Annotated in this window: 23 protein-coding genes, 4 tRNA genes and 2 pseudogenes; 19 read left to right on the top strand and 10 right to left on the bottom strand. The window is 66.2% G+C overall.

Annotation, left to right across the window (positions count from 1 at the left end; all coding sequences use genetic code 11):
* Positions 1 to 12: 12 nt before the first annotated feature.
* Positions 13 to 1,134: a flavin reductase family protein gene (locus BJF89_RS09105; protein ID WP_075814185.1), complete on the bottom strand. Its 1,122-nt coding sequence runs from the start codon at positions 1,132 to 1,134 to the stop codon at positions 13 to 15.
* A gap of 124 nt (positions 1,135 to 1,258) precedes the next feature.
* Here BJF89_RS09105 and BJF89_RS09110 point away from each other — a divergent pair, with 124 nt between their 5' ends.
* Together BJF89_RS09110 and rfbA are read left to right on the top strand one after the other, a co-directional pair.
* Positions 1,259 to 1,933, top strand: a complete 675-nt coding sequence (locus BJF89_RS09110) for a dTDP-4-dehydrorhamnose 3,5-epimerase family protein (RefSeq protein WP_187344690.1) — start codon at positions 1,259 to 1,261, stop codon at positions 1,931 to 1,933.
* Positions 1,933 to 2,806 (top strand): annotated as a pseudogene (gene rfbA / locus BJF89_RS09115) (glucose-1-phosphate thymidylyltransferase RfbA). Before BJF89_RS09110 ends, rfbA begins: the two are co-directional and overlap by 1 nt.
* A gap of 6 nt (positions 2,807 to 2,812) precedes the next feature.
* Here the strand turns inward: rfbA and BJF89_RS18990 are convergent.
* Positions 2,813 to 3,277 (bottom strand): hypothetical protein, encoded by a 465-nt coding sequence (locus BJF89_RS18990; protein ID WP_075814189.1) that lies wholly within the window; start codon positions 3,275 to 3,277, stop codon positions 2,813 to 2,815.
* A gap of 179 nt (positions 3,278 to 3,456) precedes the next feature.
* Between BJF89_RS18990 and BJF89_RS09125 the strand changes: the two genes are divergently transcribed.
* Complete coding sequence (locus BJF89_RS09125) at positions 3,457 to 3,804, top strand: DUF4229 domain-containing protein (protein ID WP_255372564.1); 348 nt, start codon at positions 3,457 to 3,459, stop codon at positions 3,802 to 3,804.
* A 149-nt stretch (positions 3,805 to 3,953) separates the two neighbouring features.
* Here the strand turns inward: BJF89_RS09125 and BJF89_RS09130 are convergent, their stop codons facing one another.
* From BJF89_RS09130 to BJF89_RS09155, 5 genes are all read right to left on the bottom strand, one after another.
* Entirely contained in the window at positions 3,954 to 4,835 is an 882-nt protein-coding gene (locus tag BJF89_RS09130) for a 1,4-dihydroxy-2-naphthoate polyprenyltransferase (protein ID WP_075814191.1), read from the bottom strand.
* 31 nt (positions 4,836 to 4,866) lie between these two features.
* On the bottom strand, positions 4,867 to 6,048 hold the full coding sequence (locus BJF89_RS09135; protein ID WP_075814381.1) for an AMP-binding protein: 1,182 nt from the start codon (positions 6,046 to 6,048) through the stop codon (positions 4,867 to 4,869).
* A 41-nt stretch (positions 6,049 to 6,089) separates the two neighbouring features.
* Positions 6,090 to 6,500 carry a hypothetical protein gene (locus BJF89_RS09140; RefSeq protein WP_075814193.1) on the bottom strand — a complete coding sequence of 137 codons (411 nt, stop codon included), beginning with the start codon at positions 6,498 to 6,500 and terminating at the stop codon, positions 6,090 to 6,092.
* A gap of 477 nt (positions 6,501 to 6,977) precedes the next feature.
* Complete coding sequence (locus BJF89_RS09150) at positions 6,978 to 8,363, bottom strand: inorganic phosphate transporter (RefSeq protein WP_083650610.1); 1,386 nt, start codon at positions 8,361 to 8,363, stop codon at positions 6,978 to 6,980.
* A 311-nt stretch (positions 8,364 to 8,674) separates the two neighbouring features.
* Positions 8,675 to 9,619: a 1,4-dihydroxy-2-naphthoyl-CoA synthase gene (locus BJF89_RS09155; RefSeq protein ID WP_139311954.1), complete on the bottom strand. Its 945-nt coding sequence runs from the start codon at positions 9,617 to 9,619 to the stop codon at positions 8,675 to 8,677.
* A 22-nt stretch (positions 9,620 to 9,641) separates the two neighbouring features.
* On the opposite strand from BJF89_RS09155, the pseudogene BJF89_RS09160 reads away from it, so the two are divergent.
* From BJF89_RS09160 to BJF89_RS09180, 5 genes and pseudogenes are all read left to right on the top strand, one after another.
* Positions 9,642 to 10,708, top strand: a pseudogene (locus tag BJF89_RS09160) (o-succinylbenzoate synthase).
* Positions 10,709 to 10,923: 215 nt separating this feature from the next.
* On the top strand, positions 10,924 to 13,254 hold the full coding sequence (locus BJF89_RS09165; RefSeq protein WP_075814197.1) for an excinuclease ABC subunit UvrA: 2,331 nt from the start codon (positions 10,924 to 10,926) through the stop codon (positions 13,252 to 13,254).
* A gap of 70 nt (positions 13,255 to 13,324) precedes the next feature.
* Positions 13,325 to 15,169 (top strand): 2-succinyl-5-enolpyruvyl-6-hydroxy-3-cyclohexene-1-carboxylic-acid synthase, encoded by a 1,845-nt coding sequence (gene menD, locus BJF89_RS09170; RefSeq protein ID WP_075814199.1) that lies wholly within the window; start codon positions 13,325 to 13,327, stop codon positions 15,167 to 15,169.
* A 6-nt stretch (positions 15,170 to 15,175) separates the two neighbouring features.
* Positions 15,176 to 15,652: a DUF3592 domain-containing protein gene (locus tag BJF89_RS09175; protein WP_075814385.1), complete on the top strand. Its 477-nt coding sequence runs from the start codon at positions 15,176 to 15,178 to the stop codon at positions 15,650 to 15,652.
* 11 nt (positions 15,653 to 15,663) lie between these two features.
* Entirely contained in the window at positions 15,664 to 16,386 is a 723-nt protein-coding gene (locus BJF89_RS09180; protein WP_075814387.1) for a demethylmenaquinone methyltransferase, read from the top strand.
* Between the two features lie 34 nt (positions 16,387 to 16,420).
* Here BJF89_RS09180 and BJF89_RS09185 read toward each other — a convergent pair whose 3' ends face one another.
* A complete protein-coding gene (locus BJF89_RS09185; RefSeq protein ID WP_075814201.1) occupies positions 16,421 to 17,722 on the bottom strand; it encodes a geranylgeranyl reductase family protein in 1,302 nt (433 codons plus the stop codon).
* Between the two features lie 171 nt (positions 17,723 to 17,893).
* Between BJF89_RS09185 and BJF89_RS09190 the strand changes: the two genes are divergently transcribed.
* The 9 genes from BJF89_RS09190 to rplA all read left to right on the top strand — a co-directional run bounded on the left by BJF89_RS09190 (position 17,894) and on the right by rplA (position 22,828).
* On the top strand, positions 17,894 to 18,913 hold the full coding sequence (locus tag BJF89_RS09190; protein ID WP_075814203.1) for a polyprenyl synthetase family protein: 1,020 nt from the start codon (positions 17,894 to 17,896) through the stop codon (positions 18,911 to 18,913).
* Between the two features lie 75 nt (positions 18,914 to 18,988).
* Positions 18,989 to 19,070 (top strand) — tRNA-Tyr (locus tag BJF89_RS09195).
* 406 nt (positions 19,071 to 19,476) lie between these two features.
* Positions 19,477 to 19,549 (top strand) — tRNA-Thr (locus BJF89_RS09200).
* Positions 19,550 to 19,604: 55 nt separating this feature from the next.
* Positions 19,605 to 19,681, top strand: a tRNA-Met gene (locus BJF89_RS09205).
* A 265-nt stretch (positions 19,682 to 19,946) separates the two neighbouring features.
* Positions 19,947 to 20,019 (top strand) — tRNA-Trp (locus BJF89_RS09210).
* Positions 20,020 to 20,100: 81 nt separating this feature from the next.
* Complete coding sequence (gene secE / locus BJF89_RS09215) at positions 20,101 to 20,436, top strand: preprotein translocase subunit SecE (protein ID WP_075814205.1); 336 nt, start codon at positions 20,101 to 20,103, stop codon at positions 20,434 to 20,436.
* Positions 20,437 to 20,588: 152 nt separating this feature from the next.
* A complete protein-coding gene (locus tag BJF89_RS09220) occupies positions 20,589 to 21,437 on the top strand; it encodes a transcription termination/antitermination protein NusG (RefSeq protein ID WP_075814207.1) in 849 nt (282 codons plus the stop codon).
* 153 nt (positions 21,438 to 21,590) lie between these two features.
* Positions 21,591 to 22,031: a 50S ribosomal protein L11 gene (rplK, locus tag BJF89_RS09225; RefSeq protein WP_075814209.1), complete on the top strand. Its 441-nt coding sequence runs from the start codon at positions 21,591 to 21,593 to the stop codon at positions 22,029 to 22,031.
* An 83-nt stretch (positions 22,032 to 22,114) separates the two neighbouring features.
* Positions 22,115 to 22,828, top strand: coding sequence for a 50S ribosomal protein L1 (rplA, locus tag BJF89_RS09230; protein ID WP_075814211.1), 714 nt, complete (start codon positions 22,115 to 22,117; stop codon positions 22,826 to 22,828).
* 75 nt (positions 22,829 to 22,903) lie between these two features.
* On the opposite strand, the gene BJF89_RS09235 is transcribed toward rplA, so the two are convergent.
* Positions 22,904 to 23,881 carry a triacylglycerol lipase gene (locus BJF89_RS09235; RefSeq protein ID WP_075814213.1) on the bottom strand — a complete coding sequence of 326 codons (978 nt, stop codon included), beginning with the start codon at positions 23,879 to 23,881 and terminating at the stop codon, positions 22,904 to 22,906.
* Between the two features lie 13 nt (positions 23,882 to 23,894).
* Positions 23,895 to 24,020, bottom strand: a complete 126-nt coding sequence (locus tag BJF89_RS19480) for a hypothetical protein (protein ID WP_255372565.1) — start codon at positions 24,018 to 24,020, stop codon at positions 23,895 to 23,897.
* A gap of 298 nt (positions 24,021 to 24,318) precedes the next feature.
* Between BJF89_RS19480 and rplJ the strand changes: the two genes are divergently transcribed.
* On the top strand, positions 24,319 to 24,837 hold the full coding sequence (gene rplJ, locus BJF89_RS09240; protein WP_075814215.1) for a 50S ribosomal protein L10: 519 nt from the start codon (positions 24,319 to 24,321) through the stop codon (positions 24,835 to 24,837).
* Positions 24,838 to 24,918: 81 nt separating this feature from the next.
* Complete coding sequence (gene rplL, locus BJF89_RS09245; protein ID WP_075814217.1) at positions 24,919 to 25,302, top strand: 50S ribosomal protein L7/L12; 384 nt, start codon at positions 24,919 to 24,921, stop codon at positions 25,300 to 25,302.
* Positions 25,303 to 25,350: the final 48 nt, after the last annotated feature.

Raw genomic sequence — 25,350 nt, forward strand, 5'->3', positions numbered from 1 at the left:
CTGGTGTACCGGTCAGCTGCCGGCGATGTGGAGGTAGCCCGACGGGACGCTGCAGCAGGTGCGGATCTGTTCACCGGGGCCGTAGGTGGCACCGTCTCTCAGGTCCACGGCGGTGCCGTCGGTGATGGGGGTGACGCACGTCCGGCAGATTCCCATGCGGCAGCCGTGCACCAGACTGATGCCGCAGTTCTCGGCTGCGTCGAGGATGGTCGTCGACCCTGTGGAGGTGGTGACGACACCGGTGTCACCGAACTCGATGTCGCCACCGAGATCCGCAGGGTCGGGCGAGGCACCGGCGTTGCCGGACGCCGCGCCCTGTGCGTGGAACGTTTCGGTGTGGATGTCGGGGATGGCCTCGGTGAGGGCCTCGAGCAGGGGGCCGGGGCCACAGGCGAACGCCTCGCGGGACTCCCAGTCCGGGACCGCGGCCGTCACGTTCTCCACCCCCAGCCGTCCGTCGCGGGAGGAGTTCCACGTGATCAGCCGGTAGGACGGGGTCTGTGCGTGAAGGTCGTCGAGCTCGTCGGCGAAGGGCTCGGGAGGTCGGGGGCCGCGCTCACTGTGAATGTGGACGACGTCGGGCCAGGTGTCCGGGGTGTGCTCTTCACGGATCCACCGCACCATCGACATGACCGGGGTGATGCCCGCGCCGGCGGTGATGAAGAGTAACCGGTCCGGCACAGGTGACGGCAGATGGAAGTCGCCGCCGGGGGCAGTCAACCGGATGATCTGTCCGACGGTGGCGTACTCGGCGAGGTGACCTGAGACTTCTCCTCCCGGTACAGGCTTGACGGTGACGGTCAGGGTGCGCGACCGGCCGTGGCCGGCACGCACCGGAGCATTCGTCAGGGAGTAGCAGCGCCAGCGCCACCGGCCGTCGATGTCCAGGCCGAGGCCGATGAACTGGCCGGCGTGGAAGGCACCCGTCATGCCGGGGCCCGGTGAGATGGTGAGCGTGGTGTAACCGCCGTCGCGGGAGACCGCCATGATGCGGCCCCGTACCTCCCTGCCACGGAGGGGATCGAAGAGGCCGGCGTAGTCGGTGGGGGTCAGGGGGGTGGTCAGTTTTCTCAGGGCAGGCGTGAGTGGTTTCGTGGCGCGGGCCACGACCTTCCCTAGTCGCACTTTGTTCATCACAACGACATTACAGACAGAAAGATATATGTTTCAAGATAAAGTAGCTGGGAATGTCCTGGCGACACCGTGCCTGAGGGCTCTGCCGTACCCTCGATGACCTCGTGACGTTATGGTGGTGGGCATGCATGACATCACCGACCTCGAGATTCCGGGCGCCTGGGTCGCCGAACCCCGCGTCTTCGGAGACGATCGTGGCACCTTCCACGAATGGTTCCGTGCAGACATCGTCGCCGAGAAGCTCGGACATCCTCTCGACGTGCCACAGGCGAACCTGTCGACGTCACGGGACGGCGTGATCCGTGGAGTCCACTTCGCTGACGTTCCCCCGGGGCAGGCGAAGTACGTCACGTGTGTGGCGGGGCGCATCGTCGATGTTCTCGTGGACCTCCGGCGTGGTTCGCCCACCTTCATGAAGCACGTGGTCGTGGAGCTCTCTGCGGACAACCGCACGGGCGTCTACATCCCGATCGGCGTCGGCCACGCCTTCGGTGTCCCGGCAGGGACGGGGGAGGCGACGGTGAGCTACCTCGTCTCTGAAGGCTACGACCCCGGTGCCGAGCATGCCGTCAACCCCCTTGATCCCGCGCTCGGCATCGACTGGGGGGCACACGGTGTCGCCGGGGACACCGGAGACGTGGTGCTCTCGGACAAGGACCGCGCAGCGCCCACCGTCGCGGAATTCGAGCGTGGTGGCCTGGCGCTTCCGTCCTGGAATGAGTGCCGCGGCTGGGAGAAGGAGTTGCGGCTGGCGTGGGAGCAGGCGCAGAGTGACGCCGAGAACTGGGAAGGTGAGTGATGCGCGGCATCATCCTGGCTGGTGGTACCGGGTCCAGGTTGCGGCCCATCACTCTCGGGGTGTCCAAGCAGCTTGTCCCCGTCTACGACAAGCCGATGATCTACTACCCGCTGAGTACCTGATGCTGGCGGGAATCCGAGAGATACTTGTCATCACCACCCCCGAGGACAATGACCAGTTCCGGCGGCTGCTCGGTGACGGTTCGCAGTTCGGTGTCAGTGTCGAGTACACCGTGCAGGACGCGCCCAACGGTCTGGCCGAGGCGTTCGTCCTGGGTGCGGATTTCATCGGTGACGAACCGGTCGCCTGGTGCTCGGCGACAACATCTTCTACGGTGCCGGGCTCGGCTCCCAGCTGCGTCGTTTCCATGACGTCAAGGGAGGAGCGATCTTCGCGTACTGGGTCGCGGATCCTTCGGCGTACGGCGTGGTCGATTTCGACGAGGCCGGGACGGCGACGTCGCTGGAGGAGAAACCCGAGGATCCGCAGTCCCATTTCGCGGTGCCCGGCCTGTACTTCTATGCGCCGGACGTGGTCGACGTCGCCAGGACGCTCGAGCCCTCGGCCCGTGGCGAACTCGAGATCACCGACGTCAACCGGGCCTACCTGGAGCGTGGGGAACTTCAGGTAGACATCCTCCCGCGTGGAACGGCCTGGTTGGACACAGGCACCGTCGACAACCTCATGGCCGCGGGTGACTTCGTGCGCACGATCGAGGAACGCCAGGGCCTCAAGATCGGCTGCCCCGAGGAAGTCGCCTGGCGGATGGGATACCTGACGGACGACGAGCTCGCCCAGCGGGCCGATGCTCACGGGTCCTCGGCGTACGCCGCTTACCTCCGGACGCTGCTGCGGCGCGGAAAAGAGGTCTGAGGAGGGCTACCCCTGGGCGCCGTTCTCGCCGTCCTTCTTTTCCTGGTGCCCCGGGTCCCCCTGGCTGCCTCGGGCTCCCTTACCGTCAGACTGTCCCTTGCCGGGATTCGTGTCCGTGGACTCGGGTGATGCGGCGGGAGGAGTGCTGTTGTCCTTTTTTCCGGACTCGCCCTGCTCCCCGTGTTCCCCAGACTTCCAGTGCTCACCGCGCCGGGCGCGTTCCACCGCCTCCTGCTCGCGTCGTTCGGCCTCGCGCTGGGCTTTGAAGCGTTCTTTCTTGATGTTCCACAGGAAATCGGGGTCGTCGTCCGGCCCCTTTGTCTTGGTGGTCTGGTTCTTCTGGCGGCCCAGCGACGGGAACTGAGTGTTCTGCGGGGTACGTGACGTGTTGTTCCACGTCTTCGGCCCGAACGCCTTCCACAGCACGATGACTGTGACGATGACGAGCACAACGATCACTAGACGTCCCATTGTTGTCGACCTCCTGTCGGCGTAGGGGTGGTCGGTGTCGGACCGACGTGTCTTCCCCCATGCTAACCACCTCGCGGCGTGGAGTCGATCACGGGGCGTGAATAGGGTTCATCGCCGAGAGCGAACGCGGGATGCGAGAGGTTTGGGGCTGTGTCACGACGGGTCGTAAGGTGGTCGTCGTGGACGAGAACAGCACCAGTTCAGAAAACGTAGGCGGCCCGGACCTGAAGCCGGGACGGCTTCCCGCAGGCGCATGGCGTGACATCGCCCTCTACGGTCTCGCGCGCCTGCTGGTGTTCGTCGTGTTGACGGTCATCATTCAGTCGGTGGCCGTTCTGCTCGGTATGGGGCAGTCTTTCCCCCTGCTGATGAGTGCACTCCTGGCGTTGATCGTGGCACTGCCTCTGTCGATGCTGCTGTTCAAGAGGTTGCGGTTGCGTGTCAACGAACAGATCGCGATCCGCGACGCCGGGCGCCGGGCGCACAAGGAGCAGATGCGGGCGCAGCTCGAGGAGCGACTCGACTGACTGCCGAATCGGCGGCTGGGCCCTTGCCGTGAACGGACCCGGTCAACAAAACTCCGGGCAGTGAGCAACCCCGTAGGTCGGCGTGAGCGACCTGCGGGGTTGCTCCGTCAGTACCCGGAGGGGTGACACCGACGGATGCCCGCTGCTGATCACCCCAGCAGCATCGCGATGAACATCGCGAGTGCCCAGACAAGCATTCCGCGTCCGGTCAACCCCAGGACGGGAATGAGCTCCTTGCCGGTCGCTCCTCTCACCACGGGGAGCGCAGCCACGAACAACAGGGGTACCGCGGCCAGGGAGATCAGTGCAGCGATGCCGGCGGCAGACACCGCCACGGTGACGACCACGGACACCAGCACCAGGACCACGTACAGGACGCGGGTCAGACGGTCACCGAGGATCACGGCAAGGGTTGTCTTCCCGGCCTCTTTGTCGGTGGGGATGTCGCGGAGGTTGTTGACCAGGTTCACCGACGCCGACAAACTTCCGACACCCACGGCCAGCAGTAGCCCGACCCAGCTGACCGTGCCGGACTGGGTGAACTCGGTACCGGTCACGGCAACGAGTCCGAAGAACACGAAGACGGCGACCTCTCCCAGGCCGCGGTATCCGTAGGGGTTCTTCCCACCGGTGTAGAACCAGGCACCGAGGATGCACAGTGCACCGATGAGGATCAGCCACCACGAGGAGAGCAGCGACAGGATGACTCCCGCCACTCCGGCGACGGCGAAGCTCAGGAACGCCGCGTACTTCACCCGTTCCGGCGGGACGAGCCCGGAGCCCGTCAGTCGCAGGGGACCGGTGCGGTCGTCATCGGTACCGCGGATTCCGTCGGAGTAGTCGTTGGCGTAGTTCACGCCGATGATCAGGGCCATGGCAACCACCGCCGCCAGAAGGGCCCTGGTCCAGGATGCCTGTCCGTCGTACACGGCGGCGGCTGTACCGGCCAGGACCGGGGCGACGGCATTTGCCCAGGTGTGTGGGCGTGCGCCGGTCAACCAGTCGCCGGCGGTGGCGGTGTTCTCGGACAAAGGGGTCTCCTGACGGGGTGCCTTCAGCTTTTCAGGGTTCCAGCCTAGTCCGGAGTTCCTCACGGACCGCCCGGCGGTCGATCTTGCCGGGGCCGGTCGTGGGAAGGCGTCGGGTGGTGAGGAGACGACGCGGTACGAGGTGCGCCGGGAGACCGGCGTCCTTCATGACGGTACGCAGTTGGGCGGTCCGTTCCGCCGGGACGTCATCGGGGAACTCGACCAGAGCGGTGACGATCTCGCCCCAGTCGGTATCGGGGAGTCCGACCACGCAGGACGTGTATCCGAGTTCATCAAGTGCGGATTCCACGTCCTCCGGGAGGATCTTCATGCCGCCGCTGTTGATCGCGCCGTCGGCGCGGCCCCGTACGGTAAGGATGCCGTCGTTGACGGTCCCGAGATCGCTGGTGCGGAAGGTGCCGGCCGAGGGGAAGGCATCGTCCTCGACCGCTCCCGAGACATTGCAGTATCCGTCGGCGACGGTCGGGCCGGACAGGAGGATCCGACCGGACTCGTCGTCGATCGCCACCTCGGTTCCGGGGAGAGCGCGGCCGTCGTAGACCATGCCACCCGCAGTCTCCGAGGAACCGTAGGTCAGCACGATCGGGATGTCGTGGCGTCGTGCGGTCTCGGCGAGGGCGGTGCTGGTCGCAGCTCCGCCGACCAGGACTGCGGCGTACTCACGCAGGGCCGAGCGCCCCTGCTCATCGTCGATCAGCCGGTGCAACTGGGTCGGGACCAGGGAGGTGTGGAGATCCCGGGACGGATGTGAGGACCGCAGGGACGAGGTGGCCCGGACGAAAGCCTCCGGGGTGAAGGTGCCGCCGGGGAGGACGCTGGGCGAGTATCCGGCGTGGAGACTCCGGAGAATGACCTGCAGCCCGGCGATATGGTGCGGCGGCAGGGCCAGCAGCCAGGGACCCGTCCCGGTGTCGAAACGCTCGGCCAGGAAAGCAGCGGTGGCCTCGGCCGAGGCAGTCAGGTTCGCGGTACGCAGACGGGCACCCTTCGGCTGGCCGGTGGATCCCGACGTGCATGCGATGAGGGTGCCGGGGGCTTCATCGCCTGCGACCGTCATCCGGGACATCAGCTCCTGGGATTGTCCCGGTGTCGTGGGCAGGACCACACGGCGACCGTCGAGTAACTCCTCCAGTACCGGGAGGGCGTCGGCGATGCTTCGGGGATTGAGATCGAGGGGGAGTGCTTCAAGCGTCACCCGGACCACGCTACGCCGTGGACGGGATGCGCGGAGATGGGTCAGGCCAGGAGACCGAAAGATGCCACGTCGGTGCATGCAGCGGTGGCCTCTGCGGTCGACGGGCGGTACCCGTGCAGTGCACGGAACGCGGCGCGGACCTCACGGGGCGTGGCGGGAGTGCGCCCTTCGTCGATGAGGAGGGCCAGCACATCTGTGCTGTCGGAGCCGACACCGAGCGCGGCGGGCGAGAACACCCGGGCGTTCGGCCCGGTGTGCTCGGGCCGCACGGTCCGGTGCAGCGTCGTGGTGCCCCGCGCCTGCGTCGCACCGGTCTGGTGGGGGTCAGGGCGAGACCCCGGGAGGACGCCGAGGACCGTGCTGTCGGTGGTGGTGTGGACGCCGGCGCCGGGCTTGCGGTACCAGTCGAAGAGACGGACCAGCGGCCGGGTGATGGATGTCGGGTACGGCATGGGACTTCACTTCCTTCAGACAGGTACTCGCCGGGAGTGGCGGGGGTACGGGAACGACGTTGACGATCTCCCAGAGATGGTAGATACAAACAATGGGAGTCGTCAAGTATTGTCTATGTTCTGCCTGCGTGAAAGGTATTTTTCGGCGCGTCTGGCCGAGTGGCGGGCTGCCGGGAGGGTCAGTGACCGCCGCCCTGTCCGGCCGTGCCGAAGACATCCCAGCCGAATGCCGAGTAGATACGTCCCTGGGTGATCCACAGCAGGCCGACGACGATCGCCAGGCGATAATGCCGAAGATGATGACGGCAGCAGTTCGGCGCCAGGGGGCGATGTCCGCGGTTGCGCCGGCACCTGCTGCGGACCCGTCGGAGCTCGGGACCCAGAGGCGGATACCCACTCCGAACAGGATTGGCAGCCCGGCACCCAGTACGAGACCGGCGATGGTGACCTGCAGCAGTGATTCAAGGATGGTCATGGTCAGTTCTCCCTGGAGGTGCTGGTCTGGTGTCCGGCGGAGGTGTCGAGGACGGAGGCGGGGTCACCGCGTCCGATGGCCGGGTCGTCGGTGCTGGTGCTGTCGGAGGGTGTCCCGACACCCGCGCCGGCGAGTGCGTGGACGAAAGTGTCGGAGTCCTGCTTCGCCGGGACTCCGTCGGAATCCGTGTCGCCGTCGGTCGTGCTGCCGGCACCTGCCTCAGGGGCCAGTCCGTGCTCGTCCCAGTCCTCGTTGACGTTGTCGGCGTGTACCGGCTGCTTCCGTGCCTTGTACACGATGAGTCCGACACCGGCCGCCAGGATCAGGAAGGAGAACAGGGAGCCCACGGCCATTGTCGTGGCTTCCGCGACCAGGTTGGAGAGCGTCCACACCAGCCAGGACACCGCCGCTGCCAGAGGCAGCGTCGTGATCCAGGCAATGCCCATCCGTCCGGCGACACCCCACCGGACCTTGGCGCCGGGCTTGCCGACGCCCGAGCCGAGGATTGATCCGGTGGCGACGTGAGTGGTGGACAGTGCCATTCCCATGTGTGCAGAGGTCAGGATGATCGCGGCGGAAGATGTCTCGGCGGCCATGCCCTGGGGGGAGGTGATCTCCACCAGGCCCTTGCCCAGGGTCCGGATGACGCGCCAGCCACCGGCGTAGGTTCCGGCCGCGATGGCGATCGCACAGCTCGCGGTGACCCAGAAGGGCATGTCCGCGGCGGCGTCGAGGTTCCCGCTGGCGACGAGGGCCAGGAAAATCACGCCCATCGTCTTCTGGGCGTCCGAGGTGCCGTGGGCGAGGGCGACCAGGGACGCCGAGCCGATCTGTCCGAGACGGAACAGGTTGTCGCGTTCACCTTCGCGGGTCCGTCGGGTGAGCTTGAAGACCCCGGCGGTGCCGACGGCGGCGACCAGGCCGGCGATCACGGGCGCCGCCAGTGCCGGGACGATGATCTTCTGCAGGACGCCGTCCCACACGACGCCCGATACGCCGAGGGCGGCGATGGCGGCGCCGATGAGTCCACCGAACAGGGCGTGGGAGGAACTGGACGGCAGTCCGAAGAGCCAGGTGAAGAGATTCCACAGGATGCCGCCGATCAGTCCGGCGAAGACGACGAGGAGGAGCTTGTCCGCCTCGGCGACGACACTGAGGTCGAAGTCCTCCAGGTTCACGATCCCGTTGGCCACCGTCTTGGCGACCTCCACGGAGAGGAACGCTCCGACGAGGTTCAGCAGGCCAGCCAGGGCGACCGCTGTCTTCGGCTTCAGGGCTTTGGTGGCGATGGAGGTGGCCATCGCGTTGGCGGTGTCGTGGAAGCCGTTGGTGAAGTCGAAAGCCAGGGCGGTCCCGATCACGAGCAGAAGGATGAGAAGCTCAGTCACACCTAGAAATATCCCGCCTATCGGCGGAAACGTCTACTCCCAGGAAAAGAACGGGGGTGAAAAATGGGGGTATATGATGTTCACTTAAGTAGTGATCTTTTCGGCGAATCTGCAGGTCACCGCTGTCGGAGTTGTTGCAACCGACGACGGAGAGGGTAAACAGTGGGTGAATTCAAGGGAAATTCCGCAGTTGTGCTACGGGAATGACCTGCGCGGCATGTCCGGGGGTGAGCTGATCGTTGACGGATCCCATGGTCAGCGGTGGACGTGTCGAAAAATCATTGTGGATTCCCTGAATTCTCAGCATTTACTCAGTAGTAGTAGGGGAACTCATCCCAGCGCGGGGAACGCTTCTCCAGGAAGGAATCGCGTCCCTCCACCGCCTCATCGGTCATGTAGGCCAGGCGGGTGGCCTCCCCGGCGAAGACCTGCTGACCCATCAGTCCGTCGTCCGAGAGGTTGAAGGCGAACTTCAGCATCCGCTGGGCGGTGGGGGACTTGCCGTTGATCGCCCGTGCCCACTCGACGGCGGTCTCCTCGAGCTCGGCATGGTCAGCGACCTCGTTGACCGCGCCCATCTGCATCATGCGTTCGGCGGAATAGGACCGACCCAGGAAGAAGATCTCCCGGGCGTACTTCTGACCCACCTGCTTGGCCAGGTACGCGGAGCCGTAACCGGCGTCGAAGGAGCCGACGTCGGCATCCGTCTGCTTGAACATCCCGTGCTCGCGCGAGGCGATGGTGAGGTCGCAGACCACGTGCAGGCTGTGGCCGCCGCCGGCCGCCCATCCGTTGACCACGGCGATGACGACCTTCGGCATCGTCCGGATCAGCCGCTGCACCTCGAGAATGTGCAGTCGGCCGCCCTCCGCCTTGGCCCGCGCTTCATCGACTTTGTCGGCGGTGGCGGCACTGACGTCGTTGTCGTGGTCGGTGGCGTACTGGTAGCCGGACCTGCCCCGGATGCGTTGATCGCCGCCGGAGCAGAAGGCCCAGCCGCCGTCCTTCGGGCTGGGCCCGTTCCCCGTCAGCAGGATGGTTCCGACGTCCGGGGAGCGCCGCGCGTGGTCGAGGGCGCGGTAGAGTTCGTCGACGGTGTGTGGACGGAAGGCGTTACGCACCTCGGGGCGGTCGAACGCGATGCGGACGATACCGTTCTCACGTCCTTCCCCTGCATGACGGTGGTAGGTGATGTCGTCGAAGTCGAAACCGGGGACCTCGCGCCACTGGGACGGGTCAAAGGGGTTGTCTGTCATGTCACCATCGTAGGGTGTGGGCATGCAGTCTTCTGACCGTCCCGTCGAATCCGGCCCACCGGCCCTGTCGGAGCTCGCCGACCGCGCCCGGATTGTCACCTGCCCGCTGCGTGTGCCGTTCCGGGGTGTCACCGAGCGTGAACTGATGCTCATCGAGGCACCGTCCGGCTGGGTGGAGTGGTCACCGTTCCTGGAGTACCGGGCAGAGGAGGCGTCGCGGTGGTTGCGCAATGCGGTGGAACTCGGGTGGGACGTCCCCCGGAGCCGTCGCTGTCGTCGGTCGAGGTCAATGCGACCATTCCGGCGGTGGACGTGGTCGCCGACCCGGAGGCCGTACCCCGCCTGCTGGATCGCTACCCGGGCTGCACCACGGTGAAGGTCAAGGTCGCGGAGAAAGGGCAGATGCTCGACGACGACCTGGCACGGGTCCGCGCGGTACGGGACGCCCGGCCGGGGGTCAGCGTCCGCGTGGACGCGAATGCCGGATGGAGCGTCGACGACGCCTTCGCCGCTGCCCGGGCTCTCACCGACCCGTCCCAGGGGGGTGGGCCCCTGGACTACATGGAGCAGCCGTGCGCCACGGTCGCTGAACTCGCCGAACTACGGCGGCGACTCGGCTCGCGCGGAATGATGGTCCGCGTCGCCGCAGACGAGCTGATCCGTAAATCCACTGATCCCCTGGCCGTCGTCCAGGCCGGTGCCTGCGACGTGGCGGTGCTCAAGGCCGCGCCGTTGGGTGGGGTGTCCCAGGTCCGTGCGATCGCCCGGGAGGTCGGACACTTCGGAGTGGCGGTCACGGTGTCCTCTGCCCTGGAGTCCGCGGTGGGCATGTACGCCGGAATCCTCGCCGCTGCGACGCTTCCGGGCTACACGGACGACGAAGACATGGTTGTGGCACCGCAGGCGGCGGGGCTGGCCACCGGGTCGCTGTTCGCCGAGGACGTCTGCGCCCCCCGCGAGATCGTCGACGGGCGCCTCACCGTGGAGCAGCTCAGTCCTGATGTGGACCGGCTGGACTCCCTCGAGGCATCTGCTGCGCGCCGGGACTGGTGGTTCCAGCGGCTTGCCGCCGCCTACGAGTACCTCTAGCTCAGACGGGTGGGTGTCAGGCGCCGCCATGTCCTCAGCCGTGTGGGCGAGTGGCAGACCTCTGGGCAGGGTGGCAGACCCGCCGGTCGGTTTTCACCACCTTTGTGACCGGTACCCCTGCCCGGCTCGCCGTTGCCTCTGCCGCAGTGCGGGGGACACACCACGAGTGGGGCGACGCTGCCGGTAGACCCTGTTCTTCGGCTATAACAGATGCAATGAGCGACTCCCACGACACCAGTCACGACACGATCCACGTCCGGGGAGCCCGGGCCAACAACCTGAAGAACATCGACGTCGACATCCCCAAGAGGAGACTCACCGTCGTCACCGGGGTCTCCGGGTCGGGGAAGTCCTCGCTCGTCTTCGGCACGGTCGCCGCCGAGTCCCGCAGACTGATCGACGAGACCTACAGTGCCTTCATCCAGGGGTTCATGCCCAGCCTGCCGCGTCCGGACGTCGACGTGCTGGAGAACCTGTCTCCGGCGATCATCATCGACCAGGAGCGCATGGGGGCGAACTCCCGCTCCACGGTCGGTACCGCGACCGACGCCTCGTCCCTGGTACGCATCCTGTTCAGCAGGCTGTCCGACCCGTACGTGGGAGCGTCCGGTCATTTCTCCTTCAACCTCCCCGAGGGTTGGTGCCCCACCTGCGAGGGCACCGGAGTGGGGGCCACCATCGACCTGTCGGTGTTCCTCGACGAGTCGAAGTCGTTGAACGAGGGCGCGATCGATGCACCGGGGTTCGGTGTGGAGGACTGGTACTGGTCGTCCTACGCCAACTGCGGACGACTCGACCCGGACGTTCCGGTCCGGGACTACAGCCCGGAGCAGAGGGAGTTCTTCCTCTACGCACCGTCGCAGAAGATCAAGGTCCCCAAGGAGGACAACAGCGGGTTCTCGAACCTCAGCTACGACGGGCTGGTCACGCGCATCCGTCGACTGTGGATCGACCGTGACACCCCGCCGAAGCAGAAGCAGATCGTGAACTTCGTGGACCGGATCAGCACGACCGGTCCGTGTCCGGACTGTCACGGTATCCGGTTGAAGGAGGCGTCGCGGACGGCCACTGTCGCCGGGCGCACCATCGGTGAGTGGAATTCGACGCAGATCACCGAATTGCGCGGGCTGGTCCAGGGGCTCGCGACAGAGCCGTCCGTGGCACCGGTACGGTCCAACCTGCTCGGCATGCTCGACAATCTCGTCGACGTCGGCCTGGGCTACCTCAGCCTCGACCGTCCGGCGGGGACGTTGTCCGGAGGAGAGGCGCAGCGGGTGAAGATGATCCGCCACCTCGGCTCCCCGTTGTCGGACGTGACCTACGTCTTCGACGAGCCGACGATCGGCCTGCACCCGCATGACATCGACCGGATGATCGACCTGCTGCAGCGGATCCGTGACAAGGGCAACACGGTCCTGGTTGTCGAGCACAAACCCGAGGTCATCGAGGCCGCGGACCATGTCGTCGATATCGGACCGGGTTCCGGCGAGGCCGGTGGGGAAGTCGTGTTCTCAGGCTCCTACGAGGGGCTCCGTGGCGCGGACACGGTCACCGCCCGCTCACTCGACCGCGGTGTGGCGCTCCGGGACACGGTGCGGACCCCTACCGGGGTGATGTCGTTGGAGCACGTCAGCGTGAACAACCTGCAGGACGTCTCTGTGGACGTTCCCCTCGGGGTACTCACCGTGGTCACCGGCGTCGCCGGGTCCGGGAAGTCGTCGCTGATCCACGGCGGCCTGACCGGGCGGGACGGGGTGACGGTGGTCGACCAGTCCGGTATCCGCGGGTCACGACGGTCCACTCCGGCGACCTACACCGGTGTCCTCGACGACGTCCGCAAACTCTTCGCCCGGGCGAACAAGGCGGCCGGGGCCACGCCGGCGCAGTTCAGTCCGAACTCCGAGGGCGCGTGTCCGGTGTGCAACGGGCTCGGCGTCGTGTACACCGACCTGGCGATCATGGCGGGTGTGTCAACCCCCTGCGAGGAGTGCGGCGGGCGCCGGTTCCGGCCCGAGGTCCTGGAGTTCACCCTGGCAGGACGCACCATCAGCGATGTCCTGGATATGACGGTGAGACAGGCCCGTGACTTTTTCACCGACGGTGTCCCGCCCAGCGCGGCGTCACGGACGGTGTCCGGGACCCTGGACCGGCTCATGCAGGTCGGCCTCGACTACCTGCGCCTCGGACAGCCACTGAACACCCTGTCCGGCGGAGAACGCCAACGCCTGAAGCTCGCGGCGAAGATCGGCGACGGTCTGGAGTCGTCGGGCGGTGCCTCCGTGATCGTGCTCGACGAGCCGACCTCGGGACTGCACCTCGCCGACACCGGAACACTGGTGACGATGATGCAGTCCCTGGTGGACGACGGCTACAGCCTCGTGGTCATCGAACACAATATGGCGGTCATGGCGGCAGCCGACCACATCATCGACGTCGGCCCCGGGGCCGGGCACGAGGGCGGCCGCGTGGTCTTCTCGGGGACACCGAGGTCACTTGTGGGGTCCGGGACGTTGACGGGAGAGCATCTGGCTCACGCCGTGGGGTGAACCAGTCTGCACCGGGCTTTTCCCGAGCCGTTTTCAGCACCCCCGCGACTGCCGGGTAGCGTCAGGGACTGTGACTGACCCGATCGACACCCCTGACTCCACGCACGCTGACCTGTGTCCGACACTGGCGCACCTCTCGCCCGCCACACAGGTGGCGGCGATTGTCGTGGACGCTTTCATCGCCAACGGTGTACGGGAGGCTGTCGTCTGCCCGGGGTCGCGGTCGGCTCCCCTGGCTCTGGCGTTCGCCGAGGCAGATCGTCTGCGCCGACTGCGGCTGCACGTACGCACCGATGAGCGCTCCGGCTCCTTCCTGGCACTGGGACTGGCCAAGCGGTCAGGACGCGCCGTCCCGGTGGTGATGACCTCCGGTACGGCGGTGGCGAACTGCCTTCCGGCCATGGTTGAGGCCACGGCTGCAGGAGTACCGCTGATCGTGGTGTCGGCGAACCGTCCGTGGGAACTGCTGGGCTCCGGCGCGAATCAGACGATCGACCAGTTCGGTATCTTCGGCACGCACGCGGTGGAGGCCGTCGGTATTGATGCGGCGGTGGCGGGTGGACGCCCGGCCACCGGGCAGGACGTACGCGGGCAGGTGGCACATGCCGTGATGCGGGCCACGTCTCCGGTCGACGCCGGTGGTGTCCAGATCGACATTCCTTTCGACGAGCCGTTGGTGCCTTCCTCGACCACGGACGTGAGCCTGGCCGCGCGGGAGGTCGGCGGCGGCGAGGGGGAGCACCGCAGGATGTCGGACGTGCTCCGGACACCGATGCTTCCCTCCGCGGTGGTGGACCTGTCGAGTCGTACGCTGGTCGTGGCCGGTGACGTCCGTGACCGGGTGTGGGCACGGCACGTCCTCGACGAACTCGCCGGAGTCCCGACTATCGCCGAGCCGGGGTGCCCTGCCCCCGATGCGCCGGTCCATCCCGCCGCCGCTGGGCTGTTTGCCGCTGAGATCGGTGCAGGTGTCGGGGACGGGGAATACCGGGCGCAGATGCGCCCGGAGCAGATCGTGCTCATCGGCCGCCCGACACTGCACCGCGGTATCGCACGGTTGCTTGCGGACCCGGACATCCGGGTGTTCCCGGTGTCCGACCGCCCGACGGCCCCCGCGGTGGGACGCACGGACCTGGAGACGGCGGCACCGTTGCGCGGTGTCACCGTGACAGGTGAGCATCCCCGGGGATGGTTGCGGACCTGTGCCGCGGCCGGCGAGGTTGCGGCGGAGGCGGTCAGGGAGGAGATCGCCGGCGAGGAGTTCACAGGACTCCATGTCGCCGCCGCCGTCACCGACAGCCTGTCCGACGGAGATGCCGTGGTGCTCGGCGCCTCCTCCGCGGTACGTGACGCGTCCCTGACCGGCCTACCGTTCCCCGGCGTGCACGTGGTCGCCAGTCGTGGTGCCGCCGGCATCGACGGGACAGTCTCCACGGCGGTGGGGGTGGCTCTGGCGCATGCGTCCGCCGAACCGGACCTGATGCGGGCGCCGAGGACCGTCGCCCTGATGGGCGACCTGACATTCCTCCACGACATCAACGGACTGTCGATGGGGCCCGGCGAGCCACGTCCGGAGAACCTGGTGATCGTGGTCTCCAATGACGACGGTGGTGCGATCTTCGAGACGCTCGAGGTCGGCGCGCCGGGGCTGAGGACGTTCGACGACGGAGTGTCCGCGTTCGACCGCGTCGTCGGCACCCCGACGGGAGTGGAGCTCGGCGCACTGTGTGACGGCTACGGAGTCGCACACCAGCAGGTGGGGACGCTCCAGGAACTGAGCCTGGCCCTCGAGAACCATGCCGAGGGGCCCGGCGGGCTGCTGGTCGTCGAGGCCGCGGTCTCCCGCAGCCCGCGGGAGCGTATGCACCGGGCCCTGACGGCCAAGACCACGGTCTCGCCGACGGGGGAGGGATAGGCCGTGTTGACCGTTCCGTCTTTCCTCGGATCCTTCCGCCCGACGCGGGCACTGGTCCACCGCCGTCTGGTTCAGGCGGTGCTGGCGTTGTTTCTTCTCGCCACCGCCGTATGCGGGATGATCGTCGTCAATGCAGCGGTCAACGACGCGAAGATTTCCGGCGACCGGGGCGTCGCCGTGGCCGACGTGCTCAGTGACGGTTCCACCACGCTGGTGCGCTTCCGTGACGACACGGGGGCCTACCACCAGCCCGACCGCGGTCTGAAGTATCCGACGGGCCTGTCCCAGGGCGACCGGGTCTACGTCGACTACCAGCGCTCCGACACGGAGAACGTGAAGGTGCAGGGACGGGGTTGGACGTTGTCGGTGATTCCGGCACTGTCAGTGTGGTTGGTTTCGGTGGCGGTGACGGGACTGTTGTTCGGGGCGGTGCAGCTCTGGTGGCGTCGGGGGAAAGCGGGGGAGGACCCGACGATCGACTAGGCTTGGTCACCGTGTCACGAGCCAGCCTGGAGAAGAACCCGAACGACGTCGCCCGCATGTTCGACGCCGTCGGAGAGAACTACGACCTGACCAATACGGTGCTTTCCTTCGGGCAGGACCGTATCTGGCGTAAACGTACCCGTCGACGGCTTGAGCTCGCCCCGGGAGACAAGGTCCTCGACCTGGCTGCGGGGACCGCGGTCTCCACGGTGGAGCTTTCGGAGTCTGGTGCATGGTGTGTGGCCTGCGACTTCTCCCCGGGGATGCTGGCGGCGGGGAAGGACAGGAATGTTCCGAAGGTGTGTGGGGACGGGATGAGTCTTCCCTTCCCGGACGACACCTTCGATGCGGTGACCATCAGCTTCGGGCTGCGGAACATCGTGGACCCTGCTGCCGGGCTGCGTGAGATGGCCCGTGTCACCAGGCCGGGGGGACGGCTCACCGTCTGCGAGTTCTCCACCCCGGTGGTTCCGGTGTTCCGTACGATCTACATGGAATACCTCATGCGTGCACTACCAGCGGTCGCGAAGGCGGTCTCCTCGAACGCGGAAGCCTATGTGTACCTGGCGGAGTCGATCCGCGACTGGCCGGACCAGGAGGCTCTGGCGTCGCTGATCAACCGCTCCGGGTGGGAAGGGTGCGGGTGGCAGAACCTCACCTTCGGAATCACGGCCCTGCACAGTGCCACGAAACCGGCCCCGAAACCGGCCACCGCACCCTCGACGACGGAGTAGCCACACACAGCAGCCGGTCTGCTTGCGGCCCCGGTCAGCGCCCGAACAGCGGACGCGACTCTGCGTGCCAGAACCGGTCGTGGGCGCTACTGAGCTTTCCCGCGGTCAACCAGACCCGGGCGGTCAGGTCCCGGTCCTCCGGGGTCACGAGGTTGCCCATCAACCGTGCGGCAGATCCCATCAGCTGATCTGAAAGAGGACCACGCATTCCCAGCGGGCCGAGGGCGGCGAGGAGCCCCGGCATCGTCAGCAGCGTTGCGGCCCGTCGTGCCAGGGAGAACGCGTCTCCGTAACGTTCGCTCAGGTGCGCGGGCCACATGTAGCGGAAACCGTCGGGGGAACGGTCGGCGTCGGGCAGGAGGTCGACCAGGTCCGCGGCGGACTCGAGTGCGTAGTCGATGCCCTCACCGTTCAACGGGTTGACCAGTGCGGCGGTGTCCCCGACCGCCGCCCAGTTGATCCCGGCGACGCGGGTGACCGCCCCGCCCATCGGCAGCAGGGCGCTGGCGACGTGGGTCGGTTCGCCGAGGCTCCACTCGCCACGACACTGTTCGGCATAGGTCGCCAGTAACCGGCGGACATTGACCTTCGCCGGACGCCGGGACGTGGACAGCGCGCCACAGCCCAGGTTGACCGCGGAACCGTGCTCGCCGTCGGTGCCGAGCGGGAAAATCCAGCCGTAGCCCGGCTGCGCAGTGCCCTCGGTGTCCCGCAGCTCCAGGTGCGAGTGGATCCACGGCTCATCGCCGAACGGAGTGGGACAGTACGAGCGGGCAGCCACACCGTGGACGAGACCGCGCAACCAGCGGGTCCCCAGTGTCCGGGCGATTCCACTGCGCACCCCCTCAGCCAGGACCAGGTAACGGCAGCGCACCGTGGAACCGTCGGCGAAGTGCACGGCACGTACCCTACGCGCACCGCCGACCAGGTCGGTCTCCACGTCGACGGCCTTCGTCCCGGTACGCAGCCGGGCGCCGGAGGAGACAGCCATATCCACGAGTGCGTTGTCGATGTCAGTTCGGGCGACCGCCGTACCCCGGGCAGGAAACTCGGCGTATTCGGGCCACGGGGCGGTGACTGAACCTCCGAACCCGTGCAGCTTCAGTCCGTGGATCTCCGGACGTCCGGCGGAGGTCGAGATGAGGTCGGACGCACCGAGACGTTCCAGTGCATGGACGGCCCGCGGAGTCAGTCCGTCACCGCAGGTCTTGTCCCGTGGGAAGTCCTGCATATCCACGAGGAGAACATCGCGGCCTGCGCCGGCGGCCCGGTGTGCCGCGGCCGATCCGGCCGGTCCGGCACCGACGACGAGAACTTCGCACTCTGTGTCATTCATCGCGACTATTGTGGCACGGCGCCGTACCGGGAGGGGGATCAGCGCGACGGTACCCCGCCTCCACCGATCTTTGTTCCTGCTCGTCTGGGTCCGTGCCGAGGTGCTGGTCTACAGTAGCGGGGAGCAAGATTATCCAGAGAAGACGTTTGACGGACAGAGGCTACGTAATTCATGGCAAGCACTAACTCGGATGTGCGGGTGGGGCTCGATCTCGGTGACGAGTACCTGAACACCGCTGTCCCGGACGGCCTGGCCCGTGTGGAGGCCAGGCTCCGCGAGGTCCTGTCGTCCGGGGAGACCTTTCTCACCGACAAGATCAGCCATCTCGCGGTGTCCGGGGGGAAACGCTTCCGTCCGATGTTCGCCCTGCTGGCGGCGCAGTACGGGCAGGACGAGCAGGGGAGTGGGCGCGCTGAAGTTACCGACGCGGCCGTCGTCGTCGAGCTCACCCATCTGGCTACGCTCTACCACGATGACGTGATGGATGAGGCGGAGCGTCGTCGGGGCGCCCCCAGCGCCAATGCGCGGTGGTCCAACTCCGTGGCCATTCTCGCCGGCGACTACATCTTCGCCGTCGCTTCCGGATTGATGGCGGATCTCGGGACCGAGACGGTCCGTCATTTCGCCGACACGTTCGGCGAACTGGTCACCGGGCAGATGCGTGAGACCATCGGCCCCCCCGACGGGGACGACGACATCGAGCACTACATGCAGGTCATCCAGGAGAAGACCGGGGTGCTCATCGCCTCCGCAGGCTACCTGGGCGCTCTCCACTCGGGGGCGGCCGAGGAGCACCGTGCCGCGTTGTTCCGGTTCGGCCGTCACCTGGGGCAGGTCTTCCAGATCGTCGACGACATCATCGACATCTGGTCCGATCCGGAGACGTCCGGTAAGACCCCCGGCACCGACCTGCGCGAAGGTGTCTTCACTCTCCCCGTGCTCTACGCCATGCGCGAAGAGACCGTAGGTGGTGCCCGTCTCCGGGAGTTGCTCACCGGTCCGGTGACTGACGATGAGCTCGTGGACGAGGCGCTGACGCTCATCCGTGCCTCGGACGGGCGGGAACGCGCACTGGCCGACGTCGAGCGTTACCGGGGTCTGGGGGAGGCGGAACTGGCACTGCTCCCGGCGATTCCCGCGACGGGTGCTCTCCGTAACCTCATGGAGTACTCCTTGGACCGCCTGGGCTGACTGTAGCTCTGACCAGGTGATTTGCGGATACCATGTCGCCTCGTAGTAGGGTATCCCTCGCACCGTGAGGTGCACGCCAGGTTGCCCGAGCGGCCAAAGGGAGCGGACTGTAAATCCGCCGGCATTGCCTTCAAAGGTTCGAATCCTTTACCTGGCACAGAATGAACCGCCCGAGGAGTGGAGACACTCCCCGGGCGGTTTTCTCGTGCTTGGTGCTCCTGTAGCGGTTTCTCCGTCTCGTCCGCGAGTCTCTCCCGCCCGCGCGAGACTGAGGGAGCAACCCCAGAGGTTGGTGCGACCAACCTCTGGGGTTGCTCCGTGCCGGGGACGCTGTGGCGGTCGTCCGGGCGGTGCTGAGATGGGGGCCGTCGACGGTGATGAGTGGGGAGACTGGGGGGCCATGCGCGGCTGAGGTTGCGGTGCCACAGGTTCACGGAGTGCGATTTATCGCCAGTGACCTGTGGATTTGTGCCAGGGCGGTGACTCTGGTTATTCTACTTCAGGCTTCAGGAGCTGGAGCGGGAACAACCAAGGTTGTCTACCGGTCCTGTTGTATGGAGTACGCCCCCTTAGCTCAGTCGGCAGAGCGTTTCCATGGTAAGGAAAAGGTCGACAGTTCGATTCTGTCAGGGGGCTCAAGTCATTTTGAGGCGATATCCGGCATGCCGGTCACAGCCGGTTGAATGGCCCTGGCGGTGTAGCTCAGATGGTTAGAGCGCACGACTCATAATCGTGAGGTCCCGGGTTCGATCCCCGGCATCGCTACCAGAGTACGACGAGGAACACCCCGCACCCTGCACCTCAGGGCGCGGGGTGTTCTGCTGTGTGGGGATAGTAGCGGGGTCGGTCGAGTGATAGGGGAGTGGTGCGGGGTACGGGTCCTGACCTCGGTATTCAACGTCCACGGCTGCGGTACCGTGGCCCAGTTGTTACGCGGGACGGGCGGCTGATAGACTGCTGCGGCGCCGTTAACGCGGCACCGTCCGTGAGACATCGTGGTCTGCCCGTCGTGGTAGGCTGAGATCCATCGCGAAGGGGCGTGGCTCAATTGGCAGAGCAGCGGTCTCCAAAACCGCAGGTTGCAGGTTCAAGTCCTGTCGCCCCTGCACATGCCCCGGGATGCCGGGCCGGCAATCACCGGCCCGACATCACCGGGGTTTTCCATATTCCGAGGAGCTGTAGATCACGTGAGCGACGAGAAGAACAACGAAGTCGGGTCCACCGGCGGTCCGTTGCGTCCGTCCGGTAAGCGTCAGGTCAGCGGGGAAGGAAGCACCGCCGACCAGGACAACCGTACGTCCGCCAAGGTCGCGGATGTCGACGGGGCCAAGTCGGGCGGCAGTCGTATCCTCGCGTTCCCGCGTTCCGTGGGATCAGAGGTGAAGAAGGTCATCTGGCCTACGGGCCGTGAGATGGTCACCTACTCCATTGTCACGCTGGTGTTCCTCATCGCGATCACCGCGATGTGCACGGTTGTCGACCTGCTCACCGGTGAAGGTCTGGAGTTCATGTTCGGTCTCTGACCGTGCTATGATCGACCTCAGTATCCACCGCCTCCGCCTCACGGCGAGGCGGATTTTTCATGCGGGGCACGGTTGCCCACCCGCACTTGGAAAAGCAGGACAACGAACGAACCCACATACAGCGTCCGTACCATCAGGGAGATGATCAACCCATGAGTGACGAGAACACCCACGACAGCAGCACGGCGGAAGGTCTCGCTGCCGCAGCGCATGATGACGTGCAGCAGGCCGTCAGCGAACTCGGAGACACAGATACCGCGGCGCAGGACAGTGTCGACGGAGCAGAAGCCGCCGTTGACGCCCCCGCGGCCGAGCAGAGTCCCGAGGACGCGGCCATGGCCGCGTACCGTACGCGACTGCGCGAGTTCATGCGTGCGCTGAAGAAGCTCGACGGTGACTGGTACATCATCCAGTGCTACTCGGGTTACGAGAACAAGGTGAAGACGAACCTCGAGATGCGCGCCCAGACCCTGGGTGTGGACGAGCAGATCCACGAGGTCGTCGTCCCGATCGAGGAGATCACCGAGCTCAAGGACGGCAAGCGTAAGCGGGTCAAGCGTAAGCTCCTGCCCGGATATGTGCTTGTCCGTATCGAGTTGGACGACGCCTCATGGTCCGTCATCCGTGACACCCCGGGTGTCACCTCCTTCGTCGGTAACGAGGGAAAGCCGACTCCGGTGAAGATCCGCGAGGTCGCGAAGTTCCTCCTTCCCCCGGAGACGGCCACCGCGCCGGCGTCCCAGGAAGACGCCGAGGCGGGCGCCCCCGTCGATGTCAGCGACACCGGTGTCGCCATGGCACCGACGCCGCTCGGCGATCAGGTCGAGGTGGACTTCGAGGTCGGCGAGTCCGTGACGGTGCTGTCCGGCCCGTTCGCCTCGGTGTCGGCCACGATCTCCGAGATCGATGCAGCGAACAGCAAGCTGAAGGCCCTGGTGTCGATCTTCGGTCGCGAGACCCCCGTCGACCTGGCATTTGACCAGGTAGAGAAGCTCAACTAGAGTTTGACCGTTGCTCATCACGAGCACATGAACATTCCACCCGGTGGCCGGTAACCAGACCGGCATCCGGACAGGTGTGTCCTGTCCCCGCCATAGGACGGGCAAGGTCGTCTGTGCAGGCGACACACCTGGTACCACGTGAAGAGGTGAACCATGGCGAAGAAGAAGAAGGTCTCCGGCCTGATCAAGCTGCAGATCCAGGCGGGTGCCGCTAACCCGGCGCCGCCGGTCGGCCCGGCGCTCGGTGCGCACGGCGTCAACATCATGGAGTTCTGCAAGGCCTACAACGCCGCCACCGAGTCCCAGCGCGGGAACGTCATCCCGGTCGAGATCACGGTCTACGAGGACCGCTCCTTCGACTTCAAGCTGAAGACCCCGCCGGCAGCGAAGCTGCTGCTGAAGGCCGCAGGCATCCAGAAGGGCTCCGGCGTTCCTCACGCTGAGAAGGTCGGCCAGGTCAGCTGGGCACAGTGCCGCGAGATCGCGCAGACCAAGTTCGAGGACATCAACGCCAACGACCTGGAGAACGGCGCCCGGATCATCGCCGGCACCGCACGCTCCATGGGCATCGACGTCGTCGACCAGCCTGCCTGACGCTGTAGCACAGGCATCACCCGTGGCAGGGCCACTTGCGGCCCGTCAACCACACTCCAACAACCACTGATTGGACCAGTACCATGAGCAAGAACTCCAAGGCGTACCGCGCCGCCGCAGAGAAGATCGACGCCGATCGTCTCTACACCCCGATCGAGGCCGTCAAGCTGGCCAAGGAGACCTCCTCCAAGACCTACGACGCCACCGTCGACGTCGCGATCCGCCTGGGTGTCGACCCCCGTAAGGCCGACCAGCTGGTTCGCGGCACCGTCTCGCTGCCGAACGGCACGGGTAAGAACGTCCGCGTCATCGTCTTCGCCGAGGGCCCCAACGCCACCGCCGCCGAAGAGGCCGGTGCCGAGGCCGTGGGCACCGCCGAGCTCATCGAGCGCATCCAGGGCGGCTGGACCGACTTCGACGCTGCGATCGCCACCCCTGACCAGATGGCCAAGGTCGGTCGCGTCGCCCGCGTCCTGGGTCCGCGTGGCCTCATGCCGAACCCGAAGACCGGTACCGTCACCACGGACGTCGCCAAGGCAGTCTCCGAGATCAAGGGCGGTAAGATCTCTTTCCGCGTCGACAAGGCTGCCAACCTGCACGCCATGATCGGCAAGGCGTCCTTCGACGAGAAGGCCCTCGCCGAGAACTACGGCGCGCTGGTGGAGGAACTGCTCCGCGTGAAGCCGTCCGCTGCCAAGGGCCGCTACATCAAGAAGATCACCGTCGCGACGACGAACAGCCCGGGCATCCAGGTTGATCCGTCCGTGATGAAGAACTTCACCGGCGACGAGGACTAGTTTCCTCCGTTCCCGTGAACAACGCCCCTGGCGACCCCGGAATGACGGGGTCGCCAGGGGCGTCGTCTGTCGTCGTCAGTACCCGCGTTGCCGAAGTTGCCCCAGTACGGGGATGACGCGGGCAACGACGTGGGGATGCGTCTCGCGGTAGCTTCCTGGACTGCCGTTGTCACTGTCCGAGAGCCGTTCAAGGATCAGGTCGAAGGTCCTCGGTGAGTAGCACAGGGACAGGTGGTCGCTCCAGTCCCGTGCATTGCCGTCGGACTGTACACAGAAGTTGTGCACGGTTGCGTCCTCACCGGGAGTGAGGAACTGGGTGCGCCATGGCGTGACGACTTCGTCATAGCGGGTACCGATCATCGTGTAGTGCACGCCGGGAACCGTGTCGCCGTCGCGGTTGATGTACCTGACGACATCGGAGTCCACGATCTGGTCTTCAGCGCACTGGCCCAGCGCAGCGCGGAGGAGCCCGGAGACATTGATTTTTCCGCGCAGTTTGTCGCGGAGCCATGCGGCGAGGGTGCCGAGGCCCATCATGGTGGTGCCGTGGCCCGATCCTGCGAGGCCGATGATGTTCCTGATCTTGGGTTCTCCGCCGGCGAACCGCCCCTCGTTCTCGGTGACGATCATGCGGGCCTGGGCGGATCCCTGGGAGTGGCCGATGACATCCACCTGGGACGCCCCCGTGCGCTCGAGCACGGTGTCGATGAACTCGCCGATCTCGGCGGTGGCGTCCAGGAGCCCGCCGTTTCCGAAACAGCAGGTGCGTCGGCCGAGCAGACTCTCGTCGTTGCTGCCGTAGTTCAGGGCGAACACCCTGAAGCCGCGGGCGGCGAGTTTCGGGGCGATCATCGACCACGTCCCGTAGGCGTTCATCCATGTGCCGTGGAGGAGGACGACGGGTACCGGGTGTTCCTCGGACAACGGGGCGTCCCAGTCGTTGACGCCTGCCGGCATCGGGTCGGCGTGTCCCCACGACTTCAGGAACGCGGTCAGGAAGAACCGGTGTTCGGGTGTGCCGGAGGCGGCATAAGTATTTGACGGTGAACTCATTCCACCGAACCTACTACCCGGGGCCGGGGATGCGGTGGCGTTCGACGGAACGGCCTGCCGGCATTCCGGTCTCGACCGGGGCCGGGGTGGTGACGGGCGCGACGATTTGGGCCTCTGGGGGCTCGGCGTCTATAGTCATGCGAGAAGTTTGATCGTGGGGTGACCCGCGAACGTTCAAGTTTCACCGGAGACCGTCGGTTGACGTCTTCACCGGGCAGCACCGGGGAGGACGGACGAAGGATCATCACCATGACACGGTGATGGCGACCTACGCAGGGAAACACGGAACACGCCGAGCGGCACCGGACCCCAGCGGTCCGCGACTGCCGCCCTCCGCGCCCCGTGCCCTGTGCACGGGGCGTCGCTGTGTGTGCATGATGGCCGTTCAGATACCGTCTGGTCGCACCACCGACAGACATCAGGAAGGAGGCGAGAGTATGGCAAACGCAAAGAACACCGCATCCGTCGCGGAGCTCACCGCACGTTTCGAGAACGCCAGCGCCATGGTGCTCACCGAGTACCGTGGTCTGACCGTCGCTCAGACGACTGAGCTGCGCAAGGCCCTGGGTTCCGAGGTCACCTACTCCGTCGCCAAGAACACCATGATCAAGCTGGCCGCGAAGCAGGCCGGCGTCGAGATCGCTGATGAACTGCTCACCGGACCGACCGCCGTCGCCTTCATTCAGGGTGAGGCAGTGGACGCTGCCAAGGCGTTCAAGAAGTTCGGTGCAGATCACAAGGCGCTCGTGATCAAGGGCGGCAGCATGGACGGCAACCCGCTGTCCGCGGCCCAGGTTGAGGCAATCGCTGAGCTGGACAACCGTGAGACCACCCTGGCCAAGCTGGCCGGCGCCCTGCAGGGCTCCCTCAGCAAGGCTGCTGGTCTGTTCAACGCTCCGGCATCCCAGGTTGCACGGCTTACCGCCGCGCTCCAGGAGAAGAAGGAAGCTGCCTGACCCGTCAGGCGGCTTAACCCCCATACGCTCTACACCCCGTTTCCCGCTCAATGCTGAGCGGGACAAAGAAAGGAAGCCGACATGGCTAAGTTCACCAACGACGAACTGCTCGAGGCCTTCAAGGAGATGACCCTGATCGAGCTCTCTGAGTTCGTCAAGCTCTTCGAGGACACCTTCGACGTCACCGCCGCTGCCCCGGTCGCCGCTGCTGCCGCTCCCGGCGCTGCTGCTGCCCCCGCTGAGGAAGAGAAGGACGAGTTCGACGTCGTTCTCGAGGACGCCGGCGCCAAGAAGATCGGCGTGATCAAGGTTGTCCGCGAGCTCGTCTCGGGCCTGGGCCTGAAGGAGGCCAAGGAGCTCGTCGAGGGCGCACCGAAGGCCCTCCTCGAGGGTGCTTCCAAGGACGACGCCGAGGCTGCCAAGGCCAAGCTCGAAGAGGCCGGCGCCAAGGTTTCCCTCAAGTAAGAGGTCTCCGGCATACGCCGCATTCTTCACCACCCCCGTCAGGGACGT

It is taken from the genome of Corynebacterium sp. CNJ-954 (assembly GCF_001942345.1).
Classification (GTDB): domain Bacteria; phylum Actinomycetota; class Actinomycetes; order Mycobacteriales; family Mycobacteriaceae; genus Corynebacterium.

Coding starts and splice junctions, on each gene's coding strand:
- BJF89_RS09220 (WP_075814207.1), top strand. CDS start 20,589: ATGAGTGACGAGAACACCCACGACAGCAGCACGGCGGAAGGTCTCGCT.
- rplK (WP_075814209.1), top strand. CDS start 21,591: ATGGCGAAGAAGAAGAAGGTCTCCGGCCTGATCAAGCTGCAGATCCAG.
- rplJ (WP_075814215.1), top strand. CDS start 24,319: ATGGCAAACGCAAAGAACACCGCATCCGTCGCGGAGCTCACCGCACGT.
- BJF89_RS09105 (WP_075814185.1), bottom strand. CDS start 1,134: ATGAACAAAGTGCGACTAGGGAAGGTCGTGGCCCGCGCCACGAAACCA.
- BJF89_RS18990 (WP_075814189.1), bottom strand. CDS start 3,277: ATGGGACGTCTAGTGATCGTTGTGCTCGTCATCGTCACAGTCATCGTG.
- rplL (WP_075814217.1), top strand. CDS start 24,919: ATGGCTAAGTTCACCAACGACGAACTGCTCGAGGCCTTCAAGGAGATG.
- BJF89_RS19480 (WP_255372565.1), bottom strand. CDS start 24,020: ATGACTATAGACGCCGAGCCCCCAGAGGCCCAAATCGTCGCGCCCGTC.
- BJF89_RS09185 (WP_075814201.1), bottom strand. CDS start 17,722: ATGAATGACACAGAGTGCGAAGTTCTCGTCGTCGGTGCCGGACCGGCC.
- BJF89_RS09165 (WP_075814197.1), top strand. CDS start 10,924: ATGAGCGACTCCCACGACACCAGTCACGACACGATCCACGTCCGGGGA.
- BJF89_RS09155 (WP_139311954.1), bottom strand. CDS start 9,619: ATGACAGACAACCCCTTTGACCCGTCCCAGTGGCGCGAGGTCCCCGGT.
- BJF89_RS09190 (WP_075814203.1), top strand. CDS start 17,894: ATGGCAAGCACTAACTCGGATGTGCGGGTGGGGCTCGATCTCGGTGAC.
- BJF89_RS09235 (WP_075814213.1), bottom strand. CDS start 23,881: ATGAGTTCACCGTCAAATACTTATGCCGCCTCCGGCACACCCGAACAC.
- rplA (WP_075814211.1), top strand. CDS start 22,115: ATGAGCAAGAACTCCAAGGCGTACCGCGCCGCCGCAGAGAAGATCGAC.
- BJF89_RS09110 (WP_187344690.1), top strand. CDS start 1,259: ATGCATGACATCACCGACCTCGAGATTCCGGGCGCCTGGGTCGCCGAA.
- BJF89_RS09140 (WP_075814193.1), bottom strand. CDS start 6,500: ATGCCGTACCCGACATCCATCACCCGGCCGCTGGTCCGTCTCTTCGAC.